The sequence below is a fragment of the Bacillus sp. NP157 genome, from assembly GCA_018889975.1.
Classification (GTDB): domain Bacteria; phylum Pseudomonadota; class Gammaproteobacteria; order Xanthomonadales; family Rhodanobacteraceae; genus Luteibacter.
The window spans coordinates 4,280,867-4,303,094 of the sequence record CP076546.1 but is presented as its reverse complement, the minus strand read 5'-3'; the positions used below and the strand labels follow the sequence as shown (position 1 = coordinate 4,303,094).

The following is a 22,228-nucleotide window of genomic DNA, read 5'->3' as shown; positions in this document are numbered from 1 at the left end:
TTCAGGAGCCACGGTGGCAATAGCCATCGTTCGGCAGTACCGTCGGTGCCCACAGGGGACATGGCTGACGAGGATACCCATGGGCGGGGAACTGCATTTTGCGAAGAACTTCCGTGACCAGAGCCAGCAGTTCGGCACCGGCGCGGGGTTCCAGTTCGACTTCTATTGCGAAGATTGCAACGACACCTGGCGCTCGCCGTTCGAGCCCTACCGCAGCGCGCAGGCGGCCGGCTGGCTGCAGCGGCTGAGCGGGGTCGCCAGCAACCTGCTGGGCAACGTGGGCAGCGCGCTGGACGATGCGGCCGATGGCTATGCACGCGCAGGCTGGGGTACGGCACGCGACGAGGCGCTCGGCGACGCGATCGAAAAGGCCAAGCAGCATTTCCATCGCTGCGCGCGTTGCAGCAACTACGTCTGCGACAAGTGCTGGACCATCGAGCAGGGCCTGTGCCATCGCTGCGCACCGAGCGTCGAGGCGGAAGTGGCCGAAGCGCGGCATGCCGGCCTGGTCGAGAAGGCACGCGAGGATGCACGCCTGCAGGGCATGGCCAACGCGGCGAAGGTCGACGTCAAGAGCGAGAAGCAACTCGCCTGCCCATCCTGCGGCACGGCCACCGGCGGCGGCAAGTTCTGTCCCGATTGCGGGACCGCGCTCAACCAGGTGCAGCTGTGCGGCGGGTGCAGGCACGAGATGCCTGCGGGTTCGAAGTTCTGCGCGGAATGCGGCAAGGCCGCCGCCTAGTCAGTCGGTGTCGACATCCCAGCCGCCGCGGCGGGGGCGGCCACCCGGCCTGGGTGCCGCCTTGCGGCGCAGGCGTGCTTCCAGCGTCGCCGCCTGCTCTTCGCGTTCGTCGTGCAGCTTCAGGTAGTTGCGCCAGCGCTGCGGCGACAGTTCGCCCGAGGCAAGCGCGGCCTGGATCGCACAACCAGGCTCCTTGCCGTGGCCGCAGTCGGCGAAGCGACACTGCGTGGCAAGCGCCTCGATGTCGGCGAACAGGTCGAGGTTTTCTTCGCCGGTGAGCTTCAGTTCGCGCATGCCCGGGGTGTCGATCAGGCAGCCGCCGGTCGGCAGGCTGAGCAGCGCACGATGCGTCGTGGTGTGCCGGCCGCGGCTGTCGTGGCCACGCACGGCGCCCGTCGCCATTTTTTCTTCGCCGAGCAGCGTGTTGGTCAGCGTCGACTTGCCCGCGCCCGACGACCCCACCAGCACCGCGCTCATGCCCGGGCCGAGGTAAGGCGCCAGCAACGCGACCGTCGAAGGATCCTTGCCGTTGATCGCATGCACCGCGGCGTCGGCCGGCAGGCGCGCGACCAGGCCAGCGACCGCCGCCTCGACGTCCACGCCGGTATCGGCCTTGCTGAGCAGCACCACGGGGCGTGCCCCCGAGCCTTCGACGAGGGTCAGGTAGCGCTCGATGCGCGAGGGATTGAAGTCGCCATCCAGGCCGGTGAGCACGAGCACGAAATCGATGTTCGCGGCGATGACCTGGCGCTCGTAGCGCTCGCCCGCGGCGGCGCGGGTCAGCGTCGACCGGCGCGGCAACAGCACTTCGATCACCGGATGGGTGGCCCGGTCCAGCAGGACGAAGTCGCCGACGGCGGGACGCTGGGCCGGATCGAGGCCGCGCTTGAGGAACACGCCGGCGGGCTGCGCGTTGAACGCGCCGTTGCCGTCGTGCACCTCGTAGCCCGCGCGATGCTGTGCCACGACGCGCGCGAGGCGGCGTGGATCGTCGGGCAAAGCGTCTTCGCGCCAGCCGATATGGCGCAGGCGCGCCAGGTCCGAGGGGTCGGTCATGCGGGGATTATGCCCGCTCCCGGCCAGAAATCCGCCTCGCCCGGCCATCCGGACGCTGTTAGGATCGGGTGACGACGCCGGGAAAGGGCCTGGCGCCAAGCATCGGAAGTGCCTGACAGTGTCCTCGATCAAGCCCAGCGCGCACCTGGCGGAAGTGCGCTATGAAATCCGCGGCGCCCTCACCCGGCGCGCGCGCGAGATGGAAGCGGCCGGCCGGCCGATCATCAAGCTCAACATCGGCAATCCGGGCCGCTACGGCTTCACCACGCCCGCCCACCTGCGCGGCGCCATCGCGGCGCACCTCGGCGAAAGCGAAGCCTACGGCCACGAACAGGGCCTGGAAGAGGCGCGCGACGCCATCGTCGCCCAGCAGGCCGCCCGCGGCGCGCATGGCGTCGATGCCGAGCATGTCTTCATCGGCAACGGCGTGAGCGAGCTGATCGACATCTCCCTGCGCGCCCTGCTCCAGCCGGGCGACGAAGTGCTGCTGCCCAGCCCGGACTACCCGCTGTGGAGCGCCGCCACCATCCTCAACGATGGCAGCCCGCGCTATTACCGCTGCCTCGCGGAAAACGGCCACCTGCCCGATCCCGACGAGATCGATGCCCTGGTCGGCCCGCGCACGCGGGCGCTGGTGCTGATCAATCCGAACAACCCCACCGGCGCGGTCTATCCGAAGGCGTTGCTGGAACGCATCGTGGAGGTCGCGCGCAAGCACGGCCTGCTGTTGCTTTGCGACGAGATCTACGACGAAATCCTCTACGACGGCACGCCCTTCCAGCCGCTCGCTGCGGTGGCCGGCGACCATCCCTGCGTGAGCTTCGGTGGCCTGTCGAAGGTGCACCGCGCCTGCGGTTACCGCGTGGGCTGGATGAGCCTGTCCGGTGACCGCGCCCGCACCGCCGAGTACCGCGACGCGCTGCAGCTGCTGGCCGCGCTGCGCCTGTGTGCGAACGTCACCGCCCAGTGGGCCGTGCGCCCCGCCCTGCAGGACAAGCCGACCATCGGCGAACTCACCGCCCCGGGCGGGCGCCTGCACGAAGCCCGCCGGATCATCCTCGACAACGTGGCCGCCAGCCCGTACCTCGACGTGGTCGCCCCGGGCGGTGCCATCTACGCGTTCCCGTGGGTGCGTGCCGATGCGATCGCGCACTTCGACGACACCGCGTTTGCGCTGCGCCTGCTCGAGGAAGAAGAAGTGCTCGTCGTGCCGGGCACGAGCTTCAACCTGCATGCGAGCCGGCACCTGCGCCTCACCCTGTTGCCGGAACCGGCGCAACTGGCCGAGGTGTTCACCCGCATGGACCGCGTGCTTGGCCGCATGGCGGCCGAAGACGCGCCGCTCGCCAGCGCGGTCGCCTGATGGCGGCCGCCTCGTTCCTGGCGCTGGGTGATTCGTACACGATCGGCGAAGGTGTTCCCGAACAGGGCCGCTGGCCCGTGCAACTGGTCGCTGCCCTCCACGCGCAAGGCATCCCGGTGCAGCCGCCGCGGATCGTCGCGACCACCGGCTGGACCACCGACGAACTCTCGGCGGCAATGGACGGCGAAACGTTCCAGCCGCCTTACGCGCTGGCCAGCCTGCTGATCGGCGTGAACGACCAGTACCGCGGCCGGCCTGCCGACGGCTACCGCGAACCGTTCCACGCCCTGCTCCAGCGCGCCATCGCGCTCACCGGCGCCGCGCGCAGGGTGCTGGTCGTGTCGATCCCCGACTGGGGCGTCACCGCCTTCGCCGAAGGCCGCGACCGCGCCGCGATCGGCCGCGAGATCGACGCGTACAACGCCATCGCGAAAGACGCCGCCGGGCGCGAAGGCGCGCACTGGATCGACATCACCGGCATCTCCCGCGACACCCCCGGCGATGTCGTCGCCGACGGCCTGCACCCCTCCGCCCACCAGTACACCCGCTGGGTGGAACGGATCCTCCCCCAGGCCAAAGAAGCGCTTCCGCGCTGACCGCAACCAACCTGCAACACCCACGCCACGCCGCCGTTACAGCTCGCCTCGACACTGGCGTCCCGGGACCACCCCGGAATCGCAGTCATGGCCAAGCTCACCTGTCGCAGCGCCTTCATTTCCGACGTGCACCTCGGCACGCCCGACTGCAAGGCAGCCTACCTCCTCGATTTCCTGCGCAGCGTGCAATGCGACACGCTGTACCTGGTCGGCGACATCGTCGACCTCGAAGCCCTCGCGAAGCGCCACTGGTGGCACCCGGACCACAGCGCCGTGATCGCCGAACTGATCGCGATGGCCGCGCGTGGCGTGGATGTCGTTTACATCCCGGGCAACCACGATTACCAGATGCGCGGCCTGGCCGGCTCGACCATCGCCGGCATCCGCGTCGAACTGGACGCCCTGCACGAAGGCGCCGATGGCCGCCGTTATCGCGTCAGCCACGGCGACGAGTTCGATCCGGAACACATCGGCAAGCGCTGGCTCACCCTGCTCGGCGACACCATGCATCGCTTCATCTGCTGGGCGAACCGGCGGATGCACTCCGTGCGCCGCCGCCTCGACATGCCGTACCTGCCGCTGTCGATCATCATCAAGTCGCACATCGGCCTGGCCATGGCGTACATCCGCGGCTACGAGCAGCGCGTGGCCAGCGATGCCGCCGAACGCGGCCTTGACGGCCATATCTGCGGGCACATCCACTTCGGCCACATGCGCAGCATCGACGGCGTGCTGTACCTCAACGACGGCGACTGGGTGGAACATTGCACTGCGCTGGTCGAGGACTTCGGCGGGGCCATGGAATTGGTCCACTGGACCGAGCGTTATACCCCGCTGGGTCGCGCCAGCCGTGAGACGGTGCTGCCCTCGCCGGAGGCCGTGCTGGCCTTCGCCCCGTTGGCCGACTGCTTCAGCGACCTGTCGCGGCTGACCGCCGAAGCGGCCTAGGTGGGTTGATTTCACATTGATAGCGCCCATCTGCGAGGGATGCCAGTAAAATGGCCCTCTTTCCTTTGCGGTGATCCCCTCCCATGGCCCTTGATACCCCCACCCGCGAGCGCATCGAATCCCTCCTGGCCGAGCACGAGGTCGTGCTGTTCATGAAGGGCACGCGCCAGCAGCCGATGTGTGGCTTCTCCGCCGCCGCCACCAACACGCTGAACGACGTCGTCGGCCAGTACCACACGGTGAACGTGCTGGAAGACCCGGAAATCCGCGAGGGCATCAAGGAATACGGCCAGTGGCCGACGATCCCGCAGCTCTACGTCAAGGGCGAGCTGGTCGGCGGCTCGGACATCATCCGCCAGATGTACACCAGCGGTGAGCTGTACACGCTGTTCGGCGCCAGCGCCCCGGACCGCACCCCGCCGGAAATCACCATCACCGAAAAGGCCGCCGAGGCCATCCGTGGTGGCATGGCCAATGCCCAGGGCATGGCCCTGCACCTGGAAATCGGCCCGGACCACAGCGCCGGCTTCCAGCTCGCCCCGGCCGGCGACCACGACATCGTCACCGTGGCCAGCGGCATCGAAGTGCATTTCGACCCGGGCAGTGCGCAGCGCGCCAAGGGCATTGTGATCGACTGGGTCAGCACGGTGCAGGGCGAAGGCCTCAGCCTGAAGTTCCCGGGCGCGGTCGAAATCGCCTCGATGAGCGTGCATGAGCTGAAGGACCGCCTGGCCGCCGGCGACGTGGTGCTGGTCGACGTCCGCCCGGCCCACGGCCGCGCGGCCGCCGCTCCGCTTGCCGGTGCGCGCATCCTCGACGAGGAAGGCTACGAAGGCCTGGCCTCGCTGCCGAAGGACACCGCCATCGCGTTCATCTGCCACCACGGCATCTCCAGCCGCACCGCGGCCGAGCGCATGGCTGCCCACGGCTTCACGCAGATCTACAGCGTCGATGGCGGCATGGATGCGTGGTCGCGCGAAATCGACCCGACCGTGCCGCGTTACTGATCCAGGCGCTCGGGTAAACGAAGAAGGGCGCCCCTCGGGGCGCCCTTTTTACGTTGTCGCCTGCCCGCCAAGGACACCGCACCGGTCATGCAGAAAACAGCTGCACGGCGGCGTGGGGATTCGACGGGAAATAGAGATGCATGAAGGTCGCGGTCATCCGGTTGCGACGGTACACCGCTTCGACGGTGGGACCGCCGGATGGATTGACGGCGACGGCCAGGGCCGGAGCATCGATCTCGGCGCGCGCGAAGTGGAACGAGTGGCCGCGTAGCGTGCCCTCGGGCAACGTGACGGATTGCATGCCGAGGGCGGCCATGCGTGGCTGTACCGTTGCATGGCCACGCATCAGACCCGCCATGGGTGCATGGTTTCCCGCGACGTCCTCGAGCGTTTCCAGCGCATAGAGCAGGCCGCCGCATTCGGCGAGCAACGGTTTTCCCGCATCCACGTGCGCACGCAGGGCATCGCGCAGGCCGTCATGCGCTGCGAGGACGTCCATGTGTAGTTCGGGATAGCCGCCCGGTAGCCACGCTGCGTCACAGGGCGGCAATGCATCGCCGGCAAGGGGCGAGAACGGAACGATCGACGCGCCGGCCTCGCGCAGGACGTCGAGGTTCGCGGGATAGACGAAGCAAAAGGCCGCGTCGTGGGCCACGGCGATGCGCACGCCCGCCAGCGGCGCATGCCCGTGGACCGATGACGCCGCCGCCACCGGTGCGAAGGCGACGGGCAGCGGCAACGCCAGTGCGTGGCTGCCCGACAATGCATCGGCCAGGCCATCGAGCCGCGCATCGAGGTCGCCGAGCTCGTCGGCGGCGACCAGGCCCAGGTGCCGCTCGGGCAAGGCCATCGCCACGTCGCCGGGGACGAATCCAAACCACGTGAGCGAAGGCGGAAGGCTCTCGCGCAGGAGTGCTGCGTGGTAGTCGCCGGCCACGCGATTGGCGAGGACGCCGTGCACGTGCACGTCGCTGCGATAGGTGGCCAGGCCGTGGGCGAGCGCGCCGAACGTCTGCGCCATCGCCGAGCCGTCGATGACGGCGAGCACCGGCAGGCCGAAGCGCGCGGCGAGGTCAGCGCTGGAGGGCGTGCCATCGAACAGGCCCATCACCCCTTCGACGAGGATCAGGTCGGCCTCGCCGGCCGCGGCGTAGAGGCGCGAGCGCACGTCGTCCTCGCCGCCCATCCACGGATCCAGCTGGTACACCGCAGCGCCGCTGGCACGGGCAAGGACCATCGGATCGAGGAAATCCGGGCCGGTCTTGAACACGCGGACGCGGCGCCCGAGTCGTGCGTGGGCACGGGCCAGCGCAGCGGTGATGCTGGTCTTGCCCTGGCCCGATGCAGGCGCGGAAACCAGCAGCGCGGGCGCATGGCGCGTCACGGTTCGAGCTGCCCTGTGGCCGGCATGCCGGCCTCCGCTGCGATGACTGCCACGCTGTTGCCCTGCGCCGGAGACGATCCACGTAGGGTAGCCGAACGACGCTCGCGCCAGCGCAGGAAGGGCCGTTCCACGGTGTAGTGCAGCGTGGCGCCCACGGCCAGCACGACCACGACGAAGACCATGAAGCGGAGCACGGGACTGGTATCCAGCCGGCCGCCCATCGCCGCCTCGGCCAGCATGAAGGCGCCCTTGTGGCTTAGGTAAAGGCTGTAGGACGCGCGGGCCAGCCATCCCGCCCCGGGGATACGCCAGCGCGCCAGCCACGTGCCGCCGGCGCCGGCAGCGACGAAACCCGCCATGGCGAGGGCGATCAGCGGGTAGCCGACGGTGTTGGGCCAGAAGCCAAGGCGACGGCCCTCGCACAGCGCGATGCACGCGCCGAGCAACACGGCCGAACCGAGCAGCAGGAGGCCGCCACGCGCCTGTGCCCGCGCCAGCCACACGGGCCGATACACCGCGCAGGCCGCCAGCGCGACGCCCGCCACGAGCCCGTCCAGTCGCGCATACGTGGGGTAGTAGAGGAACTGGAGGAACGGCGGACCAACAGGCAGGTCGGTGCCGATGCGCGGGCCGATGATGGCCTGCCACAGCACGCCGCGCAGGACGATGCCGCCGAGGACGACCAGCAGGCAGGACGCAACGAAACGACGCGTCGTCATCCGCCGCGCAAGCAGCAGCGCCAGCAGCGGGAACAAGAGGTAGAAGTGTTCCTCCACGCACAGCGACCACGCATGCGAGAAGGCGTAGCGGTCCGGCGCGTCGAACCACAGGTTGAAGGTGAAGGTGAGGAACTGCCAGGCCGGCTGCATCTGCGGTGTTTCGCGCCAGGCCGGCCACGCCACGTAGAGCCCCAGCACGACAAGGAAGGCCGGAAGGATGCGCGCGGCACGGCGTGCATAAAACGCACGCAGGTCGAGCGAGCCACCGTCGCGCAGCCCACGGAAGACCTGCGAGCCGATCAGGAAGCCGCTGAGGACGAAGAACAGGTCGACGCCCATCCAGCCGGCACGCTCGAGCAGGCCAAAGTTTTCGCCGAGGCCGCCGACAAGGTAACTGTGGAAGAGCATGACCCACGCGACGGCAACGGCGCGCAGGGTGTCCAGTCCGGGCAAGCGGGTCATGCGTCGGTTCCAGGGGGAGCGTGGAGGCAGGTTGTGGGGCGTTCGCGGCGGTTAGAGGGCCGGGATGTGGCGCTTTGCAGGCAGCGCGCCAGGCCGGTCGTCCAGCGCGCCGGCCAGGTCACGCCGCGCTAAGATCGTGCACGTGCTGGATGGACCGGGGGGTTCTGCCAGTGCGAGGGGAAAGGGGGACATCGTGCAGAAAGCCAAGATCGCGTCCATGCCGGACCGCGCGGGTCACTGAGCGCGCAGACGCATGTCCGTGACACACCGCCCGTTGCACCGCTGGTTGTCGGTGCTCGCGTTCCTGACGCTGGCGTACCACGCCGGCGATGCACGCGCTCAGCTTCGCCCCGGCGAGGACGCCGCGGCGACCCTCGCCACCATCGACGCCAGCAAGACCTCCGACCACCCGGGATTCGTCGCAACGCTGGACCGCCTCGGGCGCGTGCGCGACACGCTGGCCACCGACGCACGCGCGCACTTCGATTACCTGGTGGCCTGGCAGGTAGCCTACGGCGGCGACTATCCCAGGGCCCTGCCCCTGCTCGAAGACATCGCCGACCATTCGCCGGGCAAGGTGCTGCGACTGCGCGCGACCGCGACGCTGATCAACATCCTCGGCATCGGCCACCGCTACCAGGACGCCTTCATCCGCCTCAACGGCATGGTCACCGCGCTGCCGGGCGTCACCGACCACCCCGCGCGCCTGCAGGCGCTGCTGGAAGCCGCCCAGATGCTGACCACGGCCGGGCAATACGACCTCGCCGCCGACTACGCGGACCGCGGCGTGGCCGAGGCCGTCACGCCCGCGGAAGCGTGCAAGGCGAACATGGTCAAGCTGCATGCGCAATATCGCGGCGGGCGCGTGGACGGCAACAGCCCGGCGTTCGTGCAGTGGGTCGCCGACTGCCAGAAGGCCGGCGAAGTGCTCGTCGCGAACGCGCTGCGCGCGGACGTGGCCGAGAGCGCCATCGCGCGCGGCGACGCCACGGCCGCCACGGCGCTGCTCGAGCGTTACTACGCCTCCGTGGTCCGCGACCAGTACCCGATCCAGACCGCGCAGTTCGACGCCTTGATGGCGCGCGCCGCGTGGGCGGTCGGCAACGTCGACGGTGCCGAGCGGCACGCCATGGCCGCGATCAGGAACGGCGTACAGGGCGAGTTTTCCGAAACACTGGTCTCCGCGACCAGGACGGCCTACCTGGTGGCGAAGAAGCGCGGTGACTGGCGTGCGGCGACCGGCTGGCTGGAACGGCACATGGCCGCCGACAAGGGCTACCTCGACGACGTGACGGCGCGTGCGCTCGCCTACCAGGTCGTCAAGCAGGAGCTCGGCGCCAGCCGGCTCGAGGCCGATGGCCTCGACAAACAAAACCAGATCCTGCACCTGCAACGCGAAGCCGACCTGCGCGATGCGCAGACCAACCGGCTGTATTTCCTGATGCTGCTGACGCTCACGGCGACGATCGTGCTGTGGCTGCTGCGTACGCGACGCTCGCAACGCCGCTTCATGCGCCAGGCCCGGCACGACAGCCTCACCGGGATCAGCAACCGGCAGTATTTCGTCGACCAGTGCACGGCTGCGCTCGCGGAAGCATCGCGCAGCCGCGAACCGATCGCGCTGGCCCTGTTCGACCTCGACCACTTCAAGCAGATCAACGACAGCTTCGGGCACGCCGAGGGTGACTGGGTGCTGCTGCGGGTGGTCGCCGAATGTCGCGACCACCTCGCGGCGAACGACGTCTTCGGCCGGCTGGGTGGCGAGGAGTTCGCGGTGCTGTTCCGGGCGACGACACCGGCGCAGGCGCTCGAGCGGGTCGAGCGCGTGCGCGTGGCGATCGGCGAGCCATCCACCGAGCACCGGACGATCGCACGGGCGACGGCGAGCTTCGGCGTCGCCTGTACCGGCACCTTCGGCTACGACCTCGACCGCCTGCTGATGAAGGCCGACGAAGCGATGTACGCGGCCAAGGCGGCGGGCCGCAACCGCGCAATCATGGCGACGCTGCGCCCGGCGCCCGCAGCGGCAAGCACACCGTAACCACCACGCCGTCGTTGGCAGGGCGGTTGGCGATGTCCAGGGTGCCGCCGTGGTCGGCGACGATGTCACGCACGATGGAGAGGCCAAGCCCGACGCTGCCCGGACGATCGTTGCGTGCCGGATCGAGGCGGACGAAGGGCTCCAAGATGTCGTCCAGCCGGTCCGCCGGGATCACGCTGCCGTCGTTGGCAATGGTGATCCGCACGTAGTCGCCATCCGTCCCCGCCTGCGCGCGCACCGCGGTGCCGTACTGCACCGCGTTGTCGAGCAGGTTGGCCATCGCACGCTGGATCGCATTCGGCCGGCACGGCGCCACGGCTTCGTCCACGCCGTCGTAGCCAACGTCCGCACCGCCGTCGGCGTAATCGTCGCAGAGCGATTGCAGCAGCGCGGCGACATCCATCGGCTCGCGTGGCTCCACCTCGGCGGTGGCGCTGAGATAGGCCAGCGCGGAATCGACCATCACCCGCATGTGGCCGATGTCGCGCAGGAGGCGCGCATGCAGTGGCACCGGCGTGGGCTCCGCGGCCTGCAGCGAGAGCTGCATCCGGGTCAGCGGCGTGCGCAGGTCGTGGCCGACCGCGGCAAGCATGCGGGTGCGATCCTGCAGCACACGGGTCACCCGTTGCTGCATGCGATTGAACGCAGCGGCGGCGCGCTGGATTTCGAGGGGCCCCTCTTCGGCCAGCGGCTCGACCGCCATGTCCCGGCCGAACGCGTCGGCGCTGTCGGAGAGCCGGCGCAGCGGACGGACCACGCGCCACACCGCCCACGTCGACATCGCGGCGACACCTACGCAGAGGAACAGCAGCGCACCGACGAAGGGGAAGGTGAGGTGCGGCGGGGGACGCGACACGCGATGCGTGCGCAGGGCGAGCGTCTGGTCACCCATGCGTACCAGCACCTGGGTCGCCGTCTCGGCGGGCGCACCGCTGCATACGCGCACGGTGGCCGGCCCGTTGCCGTTGGACAGGCCTTCGTTGAGCACCGATTCCAGCTCGCGCGTCTCGTTGGTGAGCTCGTCGCACACCGGCGGCGCTTCGAGCAGGCGCGCTTCGGTGATCGGCGCACGCGGCGCCGCAAGCAGGGCGGGATAGTCGCTCGCCGGCACGTCACGCAAGGTATCGACCAGGGCTTCGACGCGATACGCGGCCTGCCACGGCCACGGCGGCGCCGGTGGCACGTGCGGATAGAGCAGCATCAACAGCAACAGGAACAACCCGAACGTCGCTGCCGACGCGCTGGCAACGATGGCCAGGATCTGACCGATGGTGGTTGCGAAGAAGTTACGCATCAGGACTGGCTGACATCGGCGTGCAGGACATACCCATCCGCGCGCATGGTGCGGATGGGGTTATCCAGCGGATCGGTGGTGGACAGCTTGCGGCGCAAGCGGCTCACCAGCAGGTCGACCGAACGTGCGGAGATGGGGAAGGCCTCGCCACGGGTGAGCGCGATCAGCTCGTCGCGCGAAAGCACCTGGCGTGGATGCTTGCACAGGGCAAGCAGCAGGTCGGTCTCGGTGCCGGTCAACAGGATCCGCACGCCGGCGGCCGAACGAACGAAGCGCCGGTAGGGGAAGAAGGAAAAGCCCGCGAAGCGAAGCACCACGTCACCGGCATCCACGGACGTCGCGGCACCGACGGGGGCACCATCGGCCGCGGGCCGGCGCAGCATCGCGCGAACCCGTGCGAGCAGTTCGCGCAGGTCGAACGGTTTGGTCACGTAATCGTCCGCACCCATCTCCAGGCCCACCACCTTGTCGGTGGCCTCGCCCAGCGCGGTCAGCATGATGATCCGCGGGCCGCCGCGTGCGCGGATGCGCCGGCATACCTCCAGGCCATCGATGCCCGGCAGCATCACGTCGAGCAGGACGAGGTCGAGCCCCGGCAGGTCCAGGTAGGCCATCGCGGCCTCGCCGCTCGCTGCCTCGTCGACCACGTAGCCCTTGCCGCGCAGGAAGCCGGCGAGCGTCGAGCGGATGTCGGGGTCGTCTTCGACCAGCAGCAGGTGGGCGGGTTGCACGGGGTTTCCAGCAAGGGACCGAGGCCCGTTCGCGTCATTCTGCGATATCGCCCCGCGCAGGACCACCATTACGTGGCTTCGTGTCGAAACTGACACAGTGTGTAATTAGGCATCAATATCAACAACTTAGATTGACGCTCGCGCACGTGGGGCGCACCGTGCCGACATCGTCAATGAAGCCCGGTCGCCTCGCATGCCCACGCCCCTCGCCTCGCCTGCCCCCTCTTCCCGTCGCCCGCGCCGCCTGTGGCCGTGGCTGCTGCTCGTGGTGGCGGTGATCGCCGCCGTCATCGTATGGCGCGTGCTGACCAGCGCGGGGCAGCCGAAGGCCGGTGGCCGCACGGTCAGCACCTCGGTCGGCGTCGCCACCGCCACCACGGGAGATATCCCGGTGACGCTGACGGCGCTGGGCACGGTGACCTCGCTGGCGACCGCCACGGTGAAGTCGCAGATCAGCGGCTACCTCACCGCCATCCCGTTCCGGGAAGGCCAGCCGGTGAAGAAGGGCGACCTGCTCGCCCAGGTCGACCCACGCCCTTACGAAGTCGCACTGGCCCAGTACCAGGGGCAGTTGCAGCGTGACCAGGCACTGCTCGAAAACGCCCGGCTGGACTACCGGCGTTACCAGCAACTGGCCGCGCAGGATTCCACCTCGAAGCAGACCGTCGACACCGCGCTGGCCACCGTGCACCAGTACGAAGGCACCGTGCGCACCGACCAGGCCCAGGTCGACAGCGAGAAGCTCAACCTCACCTATGCACGCATCGTCTCCCCGATCGATGGTCGCGTCGGCCTGCGCCAGGTCGACGTCGGTAACTACGTGACCTCGTCCGACACGGATGGCCTGGCGGTGGTGACCCAGACCGATCCGATCTCGGTGGTGTTTACCCTGCCCGAAGACGACCTCTCGCAGGTGCTCGCGCCCAGCGACGACGGCAAGCCGCGCACGGTGTCGGCATGGGATCGCACCTTCAGCACCCAGCTTTCCACGGGCACGCTCGATACCATCGACAACCAGGTCGACACCTCCACCGGCACGGTCAAGCTGCGCGCGCTGTTCGCCAACCCACAGGGCGCGCTGTTCCCCAACCAGTTCGTCAACGCGGACCTGCTCGTGCGCACGCTGCGCGGCGTGGTCGTCGTGCCGAGCACCGCGGTGCAGACCGGCTCGCCCGGTACCTTCGTCTACCAGCTGAAGAGCGACGACACCGTTGCCCTGCGCAAGGTCACCCTGGGGCCGTCGGCGAACGGCAACGTCGCGGTCACCGCCGGGCTGGCCGCCGGCGACGTGGTCGTCGTCGATGGAGCCGACCACCTTAGCGACGGCGCGAAGGTCACCGTGCCGGGCAGCAAGCCGGCCGCGGGCGAAGCACCTGCCGGCGGCAAGGCCACCGGCAAGGGCAGGCACAAGGCAGCGGCTGCGACGGCGGCACCATGAACCCGTCGCGCCTCTTCATCCTGCGCCCGGTAGCGACCACGCTGCTGATGGCCGCCCTGCTCGTCGTCGGCATGGTCGCCTACCGCTTCCTGCCGCTGTCGGCACTGCCGTCGGTCGAATACGCGACGATCCAGGTGCAGACGTTCTATCCCGGGGCCAGCCCGGACGTGATGACCTCGGCGGTGACCGCACCGCTGGAAACCCAGCTCGGCACGATGGCAGGCCTCAAGCAGATGTCGTCGGATTCGTCGTCCGGCGCATCGGTGGTCACGCTGCAGTTCGACATGGACGTGTCGCTGGACCTCGCCGAGCAGGAAGTGCAGGCCGCGATCAATGCGGCGAGCAACCTGCTGCCCTCCGACCTGCCGGCACCGCCGGTGTACGCGAAGGTGAACCCGGCCGACGCGCCGATCATGACCCTGGCGATCACCTCGCCGACCCTGCCGCTCACCCAGGTGCAGACACTCACCGACACCCGCATCGCGCAGAAGATCTCGCAGATGTCGGGCGTGGGCCTGGTCACGCTCAGCGGCGGCAACAAGCCGGCGATCCGCGTGCGCGCCAACATCCGCGCGATGTCGGCCTACGGCCTGAACATAGACGACCTGCGCACCACGCTGGACAACATCAACGTCAACACGCCGAAGGGCACCGTGGATGGCCCGGCCCGCGCCTACACCATCGATGCGAACGACCAGATCCAGGATCCCTCCGAATACCTCGACACCGTGATCGCCTACAAGAACGGGCGGCCGGTGAAACTCAGCGACGTGGCCACCGTCGTCCAGGGGGCGGAAAACGAGGAGCTGGGCGCATGGATGAACACCACGCCCGCCATCATCCTCAACGTGCAGCGCCAGTCGGGCGCCAACGTGATCCAGGTGGTGGATGCGATCAAGGCGTCGCTGCCGCAGTGGGAGGCCGCCCTGCCCTCGTCCGTGCACGTCGCCGTGCTCACCGACCGCACCAACACCATCCGCGCCTCGGTGGAAGACGTCGAGTTCGAGCTCGCGCTGGCCGTGGCGCTCGTCGTGATGGTGATCTTCCTGTTCCTGCGCAACGTCCGCGCCACCATCATCCCCAGCCTGTCGGTGCCGCTGTCGCTGGTCGGCACGTTCGGCGCCATGTACCTGTGGGGCTTCAGCCTCGACAACCTCTCGCTGATGGCCCTGACCATCGCCACCGGCTTCGTCGTCGACGATGCCATCGTGGTGATCGAGAACATCAGCCGCTACATCGAGGAAGGCATGCCGCCGATGGAAGCCGCGCTGAAAGGCTCCGGCGAGATCGGCTTCACCATCATCTCGCTGACGGTGTCGCTGCTGGCGGTGTTGATCCCGCTGTTCTTCATGAGCGACGTGATCGGCCGGCTGTTCTTCGAGTTCGCGGTCACCCTCGCCGTCACCATCGTCATTTCCGCCGTGGTCTCGCTGACCCTGGTGCCGATGCTGTGCGCGCGCCTGCTGCGCCACCACCCGGCGCCGAAGGCGCTCGCGACCGAGGCGCCGAAGCGCGAGGGCTGGTTCGACCGCATCGTCGGTGGCTACGACCGCCTGCTGACCGTGGCGCTCGACCACAAGTGGATCACCCTGGGCATCGCCGGCGCCTCCGTGCTGCTGACGGTGCTGCTGTACATCGTGGTGCCCAAGGGCTTCTTCCCCAGCCAGGACACCGGCGTGATCCAGGGCATCACCGAGTCGGCGCAATCGATCTCCTATGCCGACATGCGCAAGCGCCAGGTCGCGCTGGCCGAGGCGGTGCTAAAGGACCCCGACGTGGTCAGCCTGTCCTCGTTCATCGGCGTGGACGGCACCAATGCGACGCTCAACAGCGGGCGCTTCCAGATCAACCTGCGCCCGAAGGGCGAGCGCAGCACGTCGATCGACGACGTGATTCGCCGCCTGCAGGACGAGACCCGCGACGTCACCGGCATCACCCTGTACATGCAGCCGGTGCAGGACCTCACCGTGGATACCCAGGTGAGCGCCACCCAGTACCAGTTCATCCTGTCCAACCCGACGCTTGCGCAGTTGTCGACATGGGCGCCGAAGTTCGTCGACCAGCTGAAGAAGTCGGACGTGCTCACCGACGTCAACAGCGACCTCAAGGACAGCGGCCTCGCCGCCACCGTGCAGGTGGACCGCGCCAGCGCCGCGCGTTTCGGCATCACCCTGGCCACCATCGACAACGCCCTGTACGACAACTTCGGCCAGCGCATCGTCAGCACGGTGTTCACCCAGTCCAGCCAGATGCGGGTGATCCTCGAGATGGACCCCGCAGGCAATCGCGGGCTGCGCACGCTCGATTCGATCTACCTGCCCTCGTCGACGGCCGACAGCGGCCAGGTGCCGCTCTCGGCGATCGCGAAGATCGTGGTCGATAACAAGCCGATCCAGATCGGCCACCTCGCGCAATTCCCGGCGACCACCATCTCGTTCAACCTGGCCCCGGGTGCCTCGCTGGGCAGCGCGGTGGACGCGGTGCGCGATGCGCAGAAGGCGATCGCCCTGCCGCAGAGCTTCAGCGTGAACTTCCAGGGCGCCACCGACGCGTTCCAGTCGTCGCTTTCGAACGAACTCTGGCTGGTGCTCGCCGCGGTGCTGGTGATGTACGTCGTGCTCGGCGTGCTCTACGAGAGCTTCATCCACCCGCTGACCATCCTCTCGACCCTGCCGTCCGCCGGCATCGGTGCGCTGCTGGCGATGGAGATCACCGGTTCGGGCCTGGACATCATCGGCATCATCGGCCTGGTCCTGCTGATCGGCATCGTGAAGAAGAACGCGATCATGATGATCGACTTCGCGCTCAGCGCCGAGCGCGAGGAAGGGCTGGGCCCGCGCGAAGCGATCCACAAGGCGTGCCTGCTGCGCCTGCGCCCGATCCTGATGACCACGATGGCCGCCTTGATCTCCGCCGTGCCGCTCGCGCTGGGCAGCGGTAGCGGCTCCGAGCTGCGCCACCCGCTCGGCGTGGCGATGATCGGCGGCCTGCTGGTCAGCCAGCTGCTGACGCTGTTCACCACGCCGGCCGTGTACCTGGTGCTTGACACCGGCGCACGCAAGCTGCGCGAGCGCGGCTACGTGCTGGATCCGGCCGAGGGCGGCGCATGAACCCCAGCGCCCTGTTCATCCGGCGGCCCGTCGCGACCCTGCTGCTGACCGCGGCGATCGCGGTGGCCGGTGCGATCGCCTTCCGCTTCCTGCCCGTCGCCCCGTTGCCCAACGTCGATTACCCGACCATCCGCGTGCAGGCGCAGATGGCCGGTGCCAGCGCGGACACCATGGCCGCGACAGTCGCGGCGCCACTCGAACGCCGGCTGGGCCAGATCGCCGACGTCACCGAGATGACCTCGACCAGCAGCATCGGCACCTCCAGCGTCATCATGCAGTTCGGCCTGGACCGCGACATCGAAGGAGCCGCCCGCGACGTGGAGGCCGCGATCAACGGCGCGCGCGCCGACCTTCCCGCGTCGCTGCGATCAAACCCCACCTATCGCAAGTTCAACCCGGCCGACGCGCCGATCATGATCCTGTCGATGACCTCGGAGAACCTGACCGCCGGCCAGTTGTACGACCAGGCCTCGAACATCCTGCAGCCACGCCTGCTGCAGGTGCAGGGCGTCGGCAACGTCGACCTCAACGGTGGCTCGCTGCCGGCCGTGCGCGTCGAACTCAATCCCGGCCAGGTGTTCAAGTACGGCCTGGGCCTGGAGGACGTGCGCGCCGCGCTGTCCGCCGCCAACGCGGACAGCGCCAAGGGGGTGGTCAACGACGGCAACCTGCGTTACCAGCTCTACGCCAACGACCAGGCCACCGAGGCGAAGGATTACCGCGACCTCGTCATCGCCTGGCGCAACGGCCGGCCGGTGAAGCTGTCCGACGTCGCCGAGATCGACGATTCGGTGGAGAGCCTGCGCAACGAAGGCCTGGTCAACGGCAAGCACGGCATCCTGCTCTTCATCTTCAAGCAGCCCGGCGGCAACATCGTCGATACGGTCGACCATATCCGCGCCGTGCTGCCCCAGCTGGAAGCCGCGCTGCCGCAGGGCACGAAGCTGGCCATCTCCAGCGACCGCAGCAGCACCATCCGCGCATCGCTGTCGCATACCGAGCTGACCCTGGTGGTCGCCGTGGTGCTGGTCGTGTTGGTGGTGCTGGCGTTCCTGCGCGACTGGCGCTCGACCGTCATCCCCGCGGTGGCCGTGCCGGTGTCGATCCTAGGGACCTTCGGCATCATGCGCCTGTGCGGCTACACGCTGGACAACCTCTCGCTGATGGCGCTGACCATCGCCACCGGCTTCGTAGTCGACGATGCGATCGTCGTGCTGGAGAACATCACCCGCCATCGTGAAGCCGGCATGCCACGCGTGCAGGCCGCCCTGAAGGGTGCCAGCGAAGTCGGCTTCACCGTGCTGTCGATGAGCCTGTCGCTGATCGCCGTGTTCCTGCCGATCGTCCTGCTGGGCGACATCGTCGGCCGGCTGTTCCGCGAGTTCGCGATGGTGCTTTCGGTCGCGATCGGGCTGTCGCTGGTGCTCGCCCTGACCACCACGCCGATGCTCTGCTCGCTGCTGTTGCGCGACCGCCCCCGGCGCACGCCAGGGCGGGTCTCGCGCATCGTCGGTGGCGCCATCGACGGTGTGTACGAACTCTATCGCCGCTCGCTGCATCGCGCGCTCGCGCATCCGTTCCCGGTGCTGATGACGTTCTTCCTCACCATCGCCGCTTCCGTCGCCATGTTCACGGTGATCCCGAAGACGCTGTTCCCGCAGCAGGACACCGGCGTGATGATGGGTGGCATCAACGCGGACGAGAGCACCTCGTTCCAGGCCATGCGCAAGAAGCTGATGCAGGCCCAGGCCATCGTCCAGGCCGACCCGGCGGTGCAGAACGTGCTCGGCTTCACCGGCGGCCGCGGCACCAGCACCGCCAACGTCAACGTCACCCTCAAGCCGCTGGACGAACGCAACGCCTCGGCCTTCGAGGTGATGGCGCGGCTGCGGCCGAAGCTGGCGAAGATCCCCGGCGCCACGCTGATGATGTTCCCGATGCAGGACCTGTCCATCGGTGGACGCCAGGCCTTCGCCCAGTTCCAGTACACCCTGCAGTCGGACGATGGCGCCCTGCTGCGGGTGTGGTCGGCGAAGCTGCTCGACGAGCTGAAGAAGAACAAGCTGCTGGTCGACGTCAGCTCCAACCAGCAGACCGGTGGCCTGGAGACGAAGCTCGAGCTGGACCGCCCGACCATCGCCCGGCTCGGCCTCACCCCGGACATCATCGACGCGACGCTGTACGACGCCTTCGGCGAACGCACGGTGTCGACGATCTACAAGGCACAGAACCAGTACCACGTGGTGATGGAGCTCGCGCCGAAGTACCTGCAGGATCCCTCGTCGGTGCGCGGCGTCTACGTCAGTACGTCGGGCGAAGCGGCCAGCGGCTCGTCGTCCACGAATGCGACGTCGCGCACGGTCTCTTCCTCGTCCACGACGACCAGCACCAGCGCCTCGGTGACCAATGCCGCGACCAATAGCATCTCCACCAGCGGCGGCACCTCCAGCGGTGCGGCGGTGAGCACCGGGGCGAGCACGATGGTGCCGCTCAGCGCCTTCGCGAAGCTCACCTCGGCGAACACGCCGGTGCAGGTGGCCCACCAGGGCCAGGCCGTGGCGGCGACGATCTCGTTCAACCTCGCGCCCGGCGCCAACCTGGAAGACGCCACCGCCGCCATCGAGAAGGCGTCCAGCGACATCCGCATGCCGGTCGCGATCCGCGGTTCGTTCAGCGGCACCGCGGGACGCTCGCAATCGATCATCGCGACCATGCCCTGGCTGATCGGCGCCGCGCTGCTGGCGGTGTATGCCGTGCTGGGCATCCTCTACGAGAGCTACGTGCATCCGCTGACCATCCTGTCCACCCTGCCGTCGGCCGGCGTCGGCGCGGTGCTCGCCTTGCTGCTGACCAACACCGAGTTCAGCGTCATCGCGCTCATCGGCGTGTTCCTGCTGATCGGCATCGTGAAGAAGAACGCGATCATGATGGTCGACTTCGCGCTGGATGCCGAGCGTAACGAAGGCCTGTCGCCGCTCGAGGCGATCGAGCGCGCCTGCCAGCTGCGCTTCCGGCCGATCCTGATGACCACCTGCGCGGCCCTGCTCGGCGCGCTGCCGCTGGTGCTCGACCATGGCATGGGCGCCGAACTGCGCCGTCCGCTCGGCATCTCCATCATCGGTGGCCTGGTCGTGAGCCAGCTGCTGACGCTCTACACCACGCCCGTCGTGTACCTGTACATCGATCGCCTCCGCCACCGCTCAAAGGGCTTCTGGCACCGGGTTTTCCCGGGCACGGCCCTGCCGGATACCGCCGCATGAACATGCTGACCCGCCCACTCCTCATCGCCGCCTCGACGGCCGCCCTCGCCGCCTGTGCCGTGGGCCCCGATTACGTGCGTCCGCCCGCGCCCGCGCCCGTAGCCTTCAAGGAGGCGCCAGCGGGCTGGCAGGCCGCGCAGCCTGGTGACGGCGTGCCACGCGGCGCGTGGTGGTCGGTGTACGGCGACAGGGACCTCGACGACCTGGTCGCACAGGTGGCGGTGAACAACCAGAACCTGAAGGCGTCCGAGGCGGCGTATCGCCAGGCCACCGCGGTGGTGGCCGAGGCCCGCGCCGGCTACTCGCCCACGGTGTCGCTGACCCCGAGTGCGAGCCGGCAGCGCTCGGGCGGCAGCTCGGGCTCGGCCGGCACGGCGACGACGCGCTCCACGCGCGGGGTCGAGCTCAGCGGCTCGTGGGAGCCGGACCTGTGGGGCAAGGTGCGTCGCCAGGTCGAGAGCGACAAGGCCGCCGCGCAGGCCAGTGCCGCCGAGCTGGCCGACCTCACGCTCTCCGCCCAGGCCGAGCTGGTGAGCGACTACATGGAGCTGCGCTACCAGGATTCGCTCGCGCAGCTGCTGGACGAAACGACGAAAGCCTACGAGCGCAGCCTCGCCATCACCCAGAACCAGTACGCCGCCGGCACCGTGTCGCGCGCCGACGTGATCACCGCACAGACCCAGCTCGCCACGGCACGCGCGTCGGCCATCGCCACCGGCCAGTTGCGCGCGCAGTACGAGCATGCCATCGCCCTGCTGGTCGGCAAGCCGCCGTCGGAGGTGTCGATCGCGGTGAAGCCGCTGGAGATCGCCCTGCCCAGCGTGCCCGGGATGCTGCCGTCGAGCCTGTTGCAGCGGCGCCCCGACATCGCCGAGGCCGAGCGGACGATGCAACAGCAGAACGCGTTGATCGGCGTGGCGCAGGCCGCGTGGTATCCCACGCTGAGCCTTACCGGCGAAGCGGGCTATTCCGGCCTGGGCAAGCTGTTCAGTGCGGGCAACGCGATCTGGTCGCTGGCGGCGTCGGCCAGCGAGACCCTGGTCGATGGAGGCGCGCGCTCCGCCCAGGTGGCCGAGGCCCGCGCGGGTTACGACCAGAGCGTGGCGAACTACCGGCAGACGGTGCTGGCGGCGTTCCAGGACGTGGAGGACGAACTGTCGACGCTGCGCGTGCTCGGCGACCAGGCGGTGGCCCAGGACGACGCGCTACGCCTGGCCCGGCAGGCCGAGGGCGTTGCTCGCAACGAATACCAGGCCGGCACGGTGGACTACACCACCGTGGTGACCGCGCAGGCCACGGCGCTGTCGAACGCGCAGGCATCCCTGCAGGTGAAGCGCGACCGCCTGCTGGCCAGTGCGAGTCTGATCCGTGCGGTCGGTGGCGGCTGGAGCGACGCGGACCTGCCGATGACCGCGGAGGCGACTCGCTAGGGCCGGGGCGACGAACGACGATTCACCGCCAGCGGGCTGGCGGTGAATCGTGCATTACGTGCGGTGGAGAGGTGTCGCTAGCGACGACGGATCAGTTGAGGCAGCTGGCCAGGCCGTCGTAGATCGAGACGTGGGCCATCGGCAGCTTGGCGTTCAGCGGGTCTTCGCCGTCCACCATGGCGTAGAAGCTGTCGACCGGGGTGCCCTTGGCGAGGAGCAGCTTGCACTTGAAGGTTTTGGCGGCCACCTGGACCGCGCCGCTCTTCGGGTTGACGGTGGCGTTGGTGCCCGCGAAGGTCCACACGCACTGCTTCAGCGTGGCCTTGGCGGCATCGACGGAGCAGCGCAGCTGCATCGGGCGGAGGTTGTGGAATTCACCTTCGCAGAAGGTGTCGCCGCAGACCTTGTCGAAACCGGCGTTGAGTTTCGCCTCGGCTTCGAGGAAGCGATCGAGGCCGGCCTCGGAAGCAGGCCAGTCGGTGGCATCGACGAAACGGGCGGGCGGCGTATCGGCGGCAAAGGCGGCAACCGGCACGGTGAGGAACAGGACAGCGAGGGTATTGCGAAGCATCGGCGTTGGCTCCGTGGTTGAGGAGCTGCTATTCCACCGTTTCCGCTTCGATGCGTATGTCGGGCCAATGGTTGGC

General features: G+C 68.7%; 16 protein-coding genes. 10 read left to right on the top strand and 6 right to left on the bottom strand.

Translation table 11 applies throughout. The features are described from left to right. The first annotated feature begins 79 nt into the window (after positions 1–79). Positions 80–742 carry a zinc ribbon domain-containing protein gene (locus KPL74_19420; protein QWT19904.1) on the top strand — a complete coding sequence of 221 codons (663 nt, stop codon included), beginning with the start codon at positions 80–82 and terminating at the stop codon, positions 740–742. Here the strand turns inward: KPL74_19420 and rsgA are convergent, their stop codons facing one another. After that, positions 743–1,798 carry a ribosome small subunit-dependent GTPase A gene (gene rsgA / locus KPL74_19415; protein QWT19903.1) on the bottom strand — a complete coding sequence of 352 codons (1,056 nt, stop codon included), beginning with the start codon at positions 1,796–1,798 and terminating at the stop codon, positions 743–745. 118 nt (positions 1,799–1,916) lie between these two features. Between rsgA and KPL74_19410 the strand changes: the two genes are divergently transcribed. The 4 genes from KPL74_19410 to grxD all read left to right on the top strand — a co-directional run bounded on the left by KPL74_19410 (position 1,917) and on the right by grxD (position 5,712). Next, on the top strand, positions 1,917–3,161 hold the full coding sequence (locus KPL74_19410) for an aminotransferase class I/II-fold pyridoxal phosphate-dependent enzyme (GenBank protein ID QWT19902.1): 1,245 nt from the start codon (positions 1,917–1,919) through the stop codon (positions 3,159–3,161). Further along, positions 3,161–3,757, top strand: a complete 597-nt coding sequence (locus KPL74_19405; protein QWT19901.1) for an SGNH/GDSL hydrolase family protein — start codon at positions 3,161–3,163, stop codon at positions 3,755–3,757. The genes KPL74_19410 and KPL74_19405 overlap by 1 nt, the downstream gene beginning before the upstream one ends. A gap of 87 nt (positions 3,758–3,844) precedes the next feature. After that, positions 3,845–4,705, top strand: a complete 861-nt coding sequence (locus tag KPL74_19400) for a UDP-2,3-diacylglucosamine diphosphatase (protein QWT19900.1) — start codon at positions 3,845–3,847, stop codon at positions 4,703–4,705. 83 nt (positions 4,706–4,788) lie between these two features. Beyond that, positions 4,789–5,712 (top strand): Grx4 family monothiol glutaredoxin, encoded by a 924-nt coding sequence (gene grxD, locus KPL74_19395; protein ID QWT19899.1) that lies wholly within the window; start codon positions 4,789–4,791, stop codon positions 5,710–5,712. Between the two features lie 85 nt (positions 5,713–5,797). Here the strand turns inward: grxD and KPL74_19390 are convergent, their stop codons facing one another. Continuing rightward, positions 5,798–7,096 (bottom strand): cobyrinate a,c-diamide synthase, encoded by a 1,299-nt coding sequence (locus KPL74_19390; protein ID QWT19898.1) that lies wholly within the window; start codon positions 7,094–7,096, stop codon positions 5,798–5,800. Further along, positions 7,093–8,277, bottom strand: coding sequence for an acyltransferase (locus KPL74_19385; protein QWT19897.1), 1,185 nt, complete (start codon positions 8,275–8,277; stop codon positions 7,093–7,095). The genes KPL74_19390 and KPL74_19385 overlap by 4 nt, the downstream gene beginning before the upstream one ends. Before the next feature lie 253 nt (positions 8,278–8,530). Here KPL74_19385 and KPL74_19380 point away from each other — a divergent pair, with 253 nt between their 5' ends. Then, positions 8,531–10,318, top strand: coding sequence for a GGDEF domain-containing protein (locus tag KPL74_19380; protein QWT19896.1), 1,788 nt, complete (start codon positions 8,531–8,533; stop codon positions 10,316–10,318). On the opposite strand, the gene KPL74_19375 is transcribed toward KPL74_19380, so the two are convergent. Together KPL74_19375 and KPL74_19370 are read right to left on the bottom strand one after the other, a co-directional pair. Then, positions 10,272–11,612 carry a HAMP domain-containing protein gene (locus KPL74_19375; GenBank protein ID QWT19895.1) on the bottom strand — a complete coding sequence of 447 codons (1,341 nt, stop codon included), beginning with the start codon at positions 11,610–11,612 and terminating at the stop codon, positions 10,272–10,274. The two genes, KPL74_19380 and KPL74_19375, sit on opposite strands and share 47 nt — an antisense overlap. Further along, positions 11,612–12,343, bottom strand: a complete 732-nt coding sequence (locus KPL74_19370; GenBank protein QWT19894.1) for a response regulator transcription factor — start codon at positions 12,341–12,343, stop codon at positions 11,612–11,614. The genes KPL74_19375 and KPL74_19370 overlap by 1 nt, the downstream gene beginning before the upstream one ends. A 193-nt stretch (positions 12,344–12,536) precedes the next feature. Between KPL74_19370 and KPL74_19365 the strand changes: the two genes are divergently transcribed. The 4 genes from KPL74_19365 to KPL74_19350 are packed head-to-tail and all read left to right on the top strand — an operon-like array spanning position 12,537 to position 21,581. Then, positions 12,537–13,781: an MdtA/MuxA family multidrug efflux RND transporter periplasmic adaptor subunit gene (locus KPL74_19365; GenBank protein ID QWT19893.1), complete on the top strand. Its 1,245-nt coding sequence runs from the start codon at positions 12,537–12,539 to the stop codon at positions 13,779–13,781. After that, positions 13,778–16,891, top strand: coding sequence for an MdtB/MuxB family multidrug efflux RND transporter permease subunit (locus KPL74_19360; protein ID QWT19892.1), 3,114 nt, complete (start codon positions 13,778–13,780; stop codon positions 16,889–16,891). Before KPL74_19365 ends, KPL74_19360 begins: the two co-directional genes overlap by 4 nt. After that, positions 16,888–20,151, top strand: coding sequence for an efflux RND transporter permease subunit (locus KPL74_19355; protein QWT19891.1), 3,264 nt, complete (start codon positions 16,888–16,890; stop codon positions 20,149–20,151). The genes KPL74_19360 and KPL74_19355 overlap by 4 nt, the downstream gene beginning before the upstream one ends. After that, the gene (locus KPL74_19350; GenBank protein QWT19890.1) at positions 20,148–21,581 is read left to right on the top strand and encodes an efflux transporter outer membrane subunit; all 1,434 of its coding nucleotides are present in this window, start codon (positions 20,148–20,150) and stop codon (positions 21,579–21,581) included. The genes KPL74_19355 and KPL74_19350 overlap by 4 nt, the downstream gene beginning before the upstream one ends. A gap of 91 nt (positions 21,582–21,672) precedes the next feature. On the opposite strand, the gene KPL74_19345 is transcribed toward KPL74_19350, so the two are convergent. Continuing rightward, positions 21,673–22,152, bottom strand: a complete 480-nt coding sequence (locus tag KPL74_19345) for a hypothetical protein (protein ID QWT19889.1) — start codon at positions 22,150–22,152, stop codon at positions 21,673–21,675. Positions 22,153–22,228: the final 76 nt, after the last annotated feature.

Excerpts from the sequence above, each read along its gene's own strand:
- grxD (QWT19899.1), top strand. The coding sequence starts at position 4,789 with ATGGCCCTTGATACCCCCACCCGCGAGCGCATCGAATCCCTCCTGGCC.
- KPL74_19345 (QWT19889.1), bottom strand. The coding sequence starts at position 22,152 with ATGCTTCGCAATACCCTCGCTGTCCTGTTCCTCACCGTGCCGGTTGCC.
- KPL74_19360 (QWT19892.1), top strand. The coding sequence starts at position 13,778 with ATGAACCCGTCGCGCCTCTTCATCCTGCGCCCGGTAGCGACCACGCTG.
- KPL74_19380 (QWT19896.1), top strand. The coding sequence starts at position 8,531 with ATGTCCGTGACACACCGCCCGTTGCACCGCTGGTTGTCGGTGCTCGCG.
- KPL74_19420 (QWT19904.1), top strand. The coding sequence starts at position 80 with ATGGGCGGGGAACTGCATTTTGCGAAGAACTTCCGTGACCAGAGCCAG.
- KPL74_19355 (QWT19891.1), top strand. The coding sequence starts at position 16,888 with ATGAACCCCAGCGCCCTGTTCATCCGGCGGCCCGTCGCGACCCTGCTG.
- KPL74_19405 (QWT19901.1), top strand. The coding sequence starts at position 3,161 with ATGGCGGCCGCCTCGTTCCTGGCGCTGGGTGATTCGTACACGATCGGC.
- KPL74_19350 (QWT19890.1), top strand. The coding sequence starts at position 20,148 with ATGAACATGCTGACCCGCCCACTCCTCATCGCCGCCTCGACGGCCGCC.
- rsgA (QWT19903.1), bottom strand. The coding sequence starts at position 1,798 with ATGACCGACCCCTCGGACCTGGCGCGCCTGCGCCATATCGGCTGGCGC.
- KPL74_19375 (QWT19895.1), bottom strand. The coding sequence starts at position 11,612 with ATGCGTAACTTCTTCGCAACCACCATCGGTCAGATCCTGGCCATCGTT.
- KPL74_19400 (QWT19900.1), top strand. The coding sequence starts at position 3,845 with ATGGCCAAGCTCACCTGTCGCAGCGCCTTCATTTCCGACGTGCACCTC.
- KPL74_19385 (QWT19897.1), bottom strand. The coding sequence starts at position 8,277 with ATGACCCGCTTGCCCGGACTGGACACCCTGCGCGCCGTTGCCGTCGCG.
- KPL74_19365 (QWT19893.1), top strand. The coding sequence starts at position 12,537 with ATGCCCACGCCCCTCGCCTCGCCTGCCCCCTCTTCCCGTCGCCCGCGC.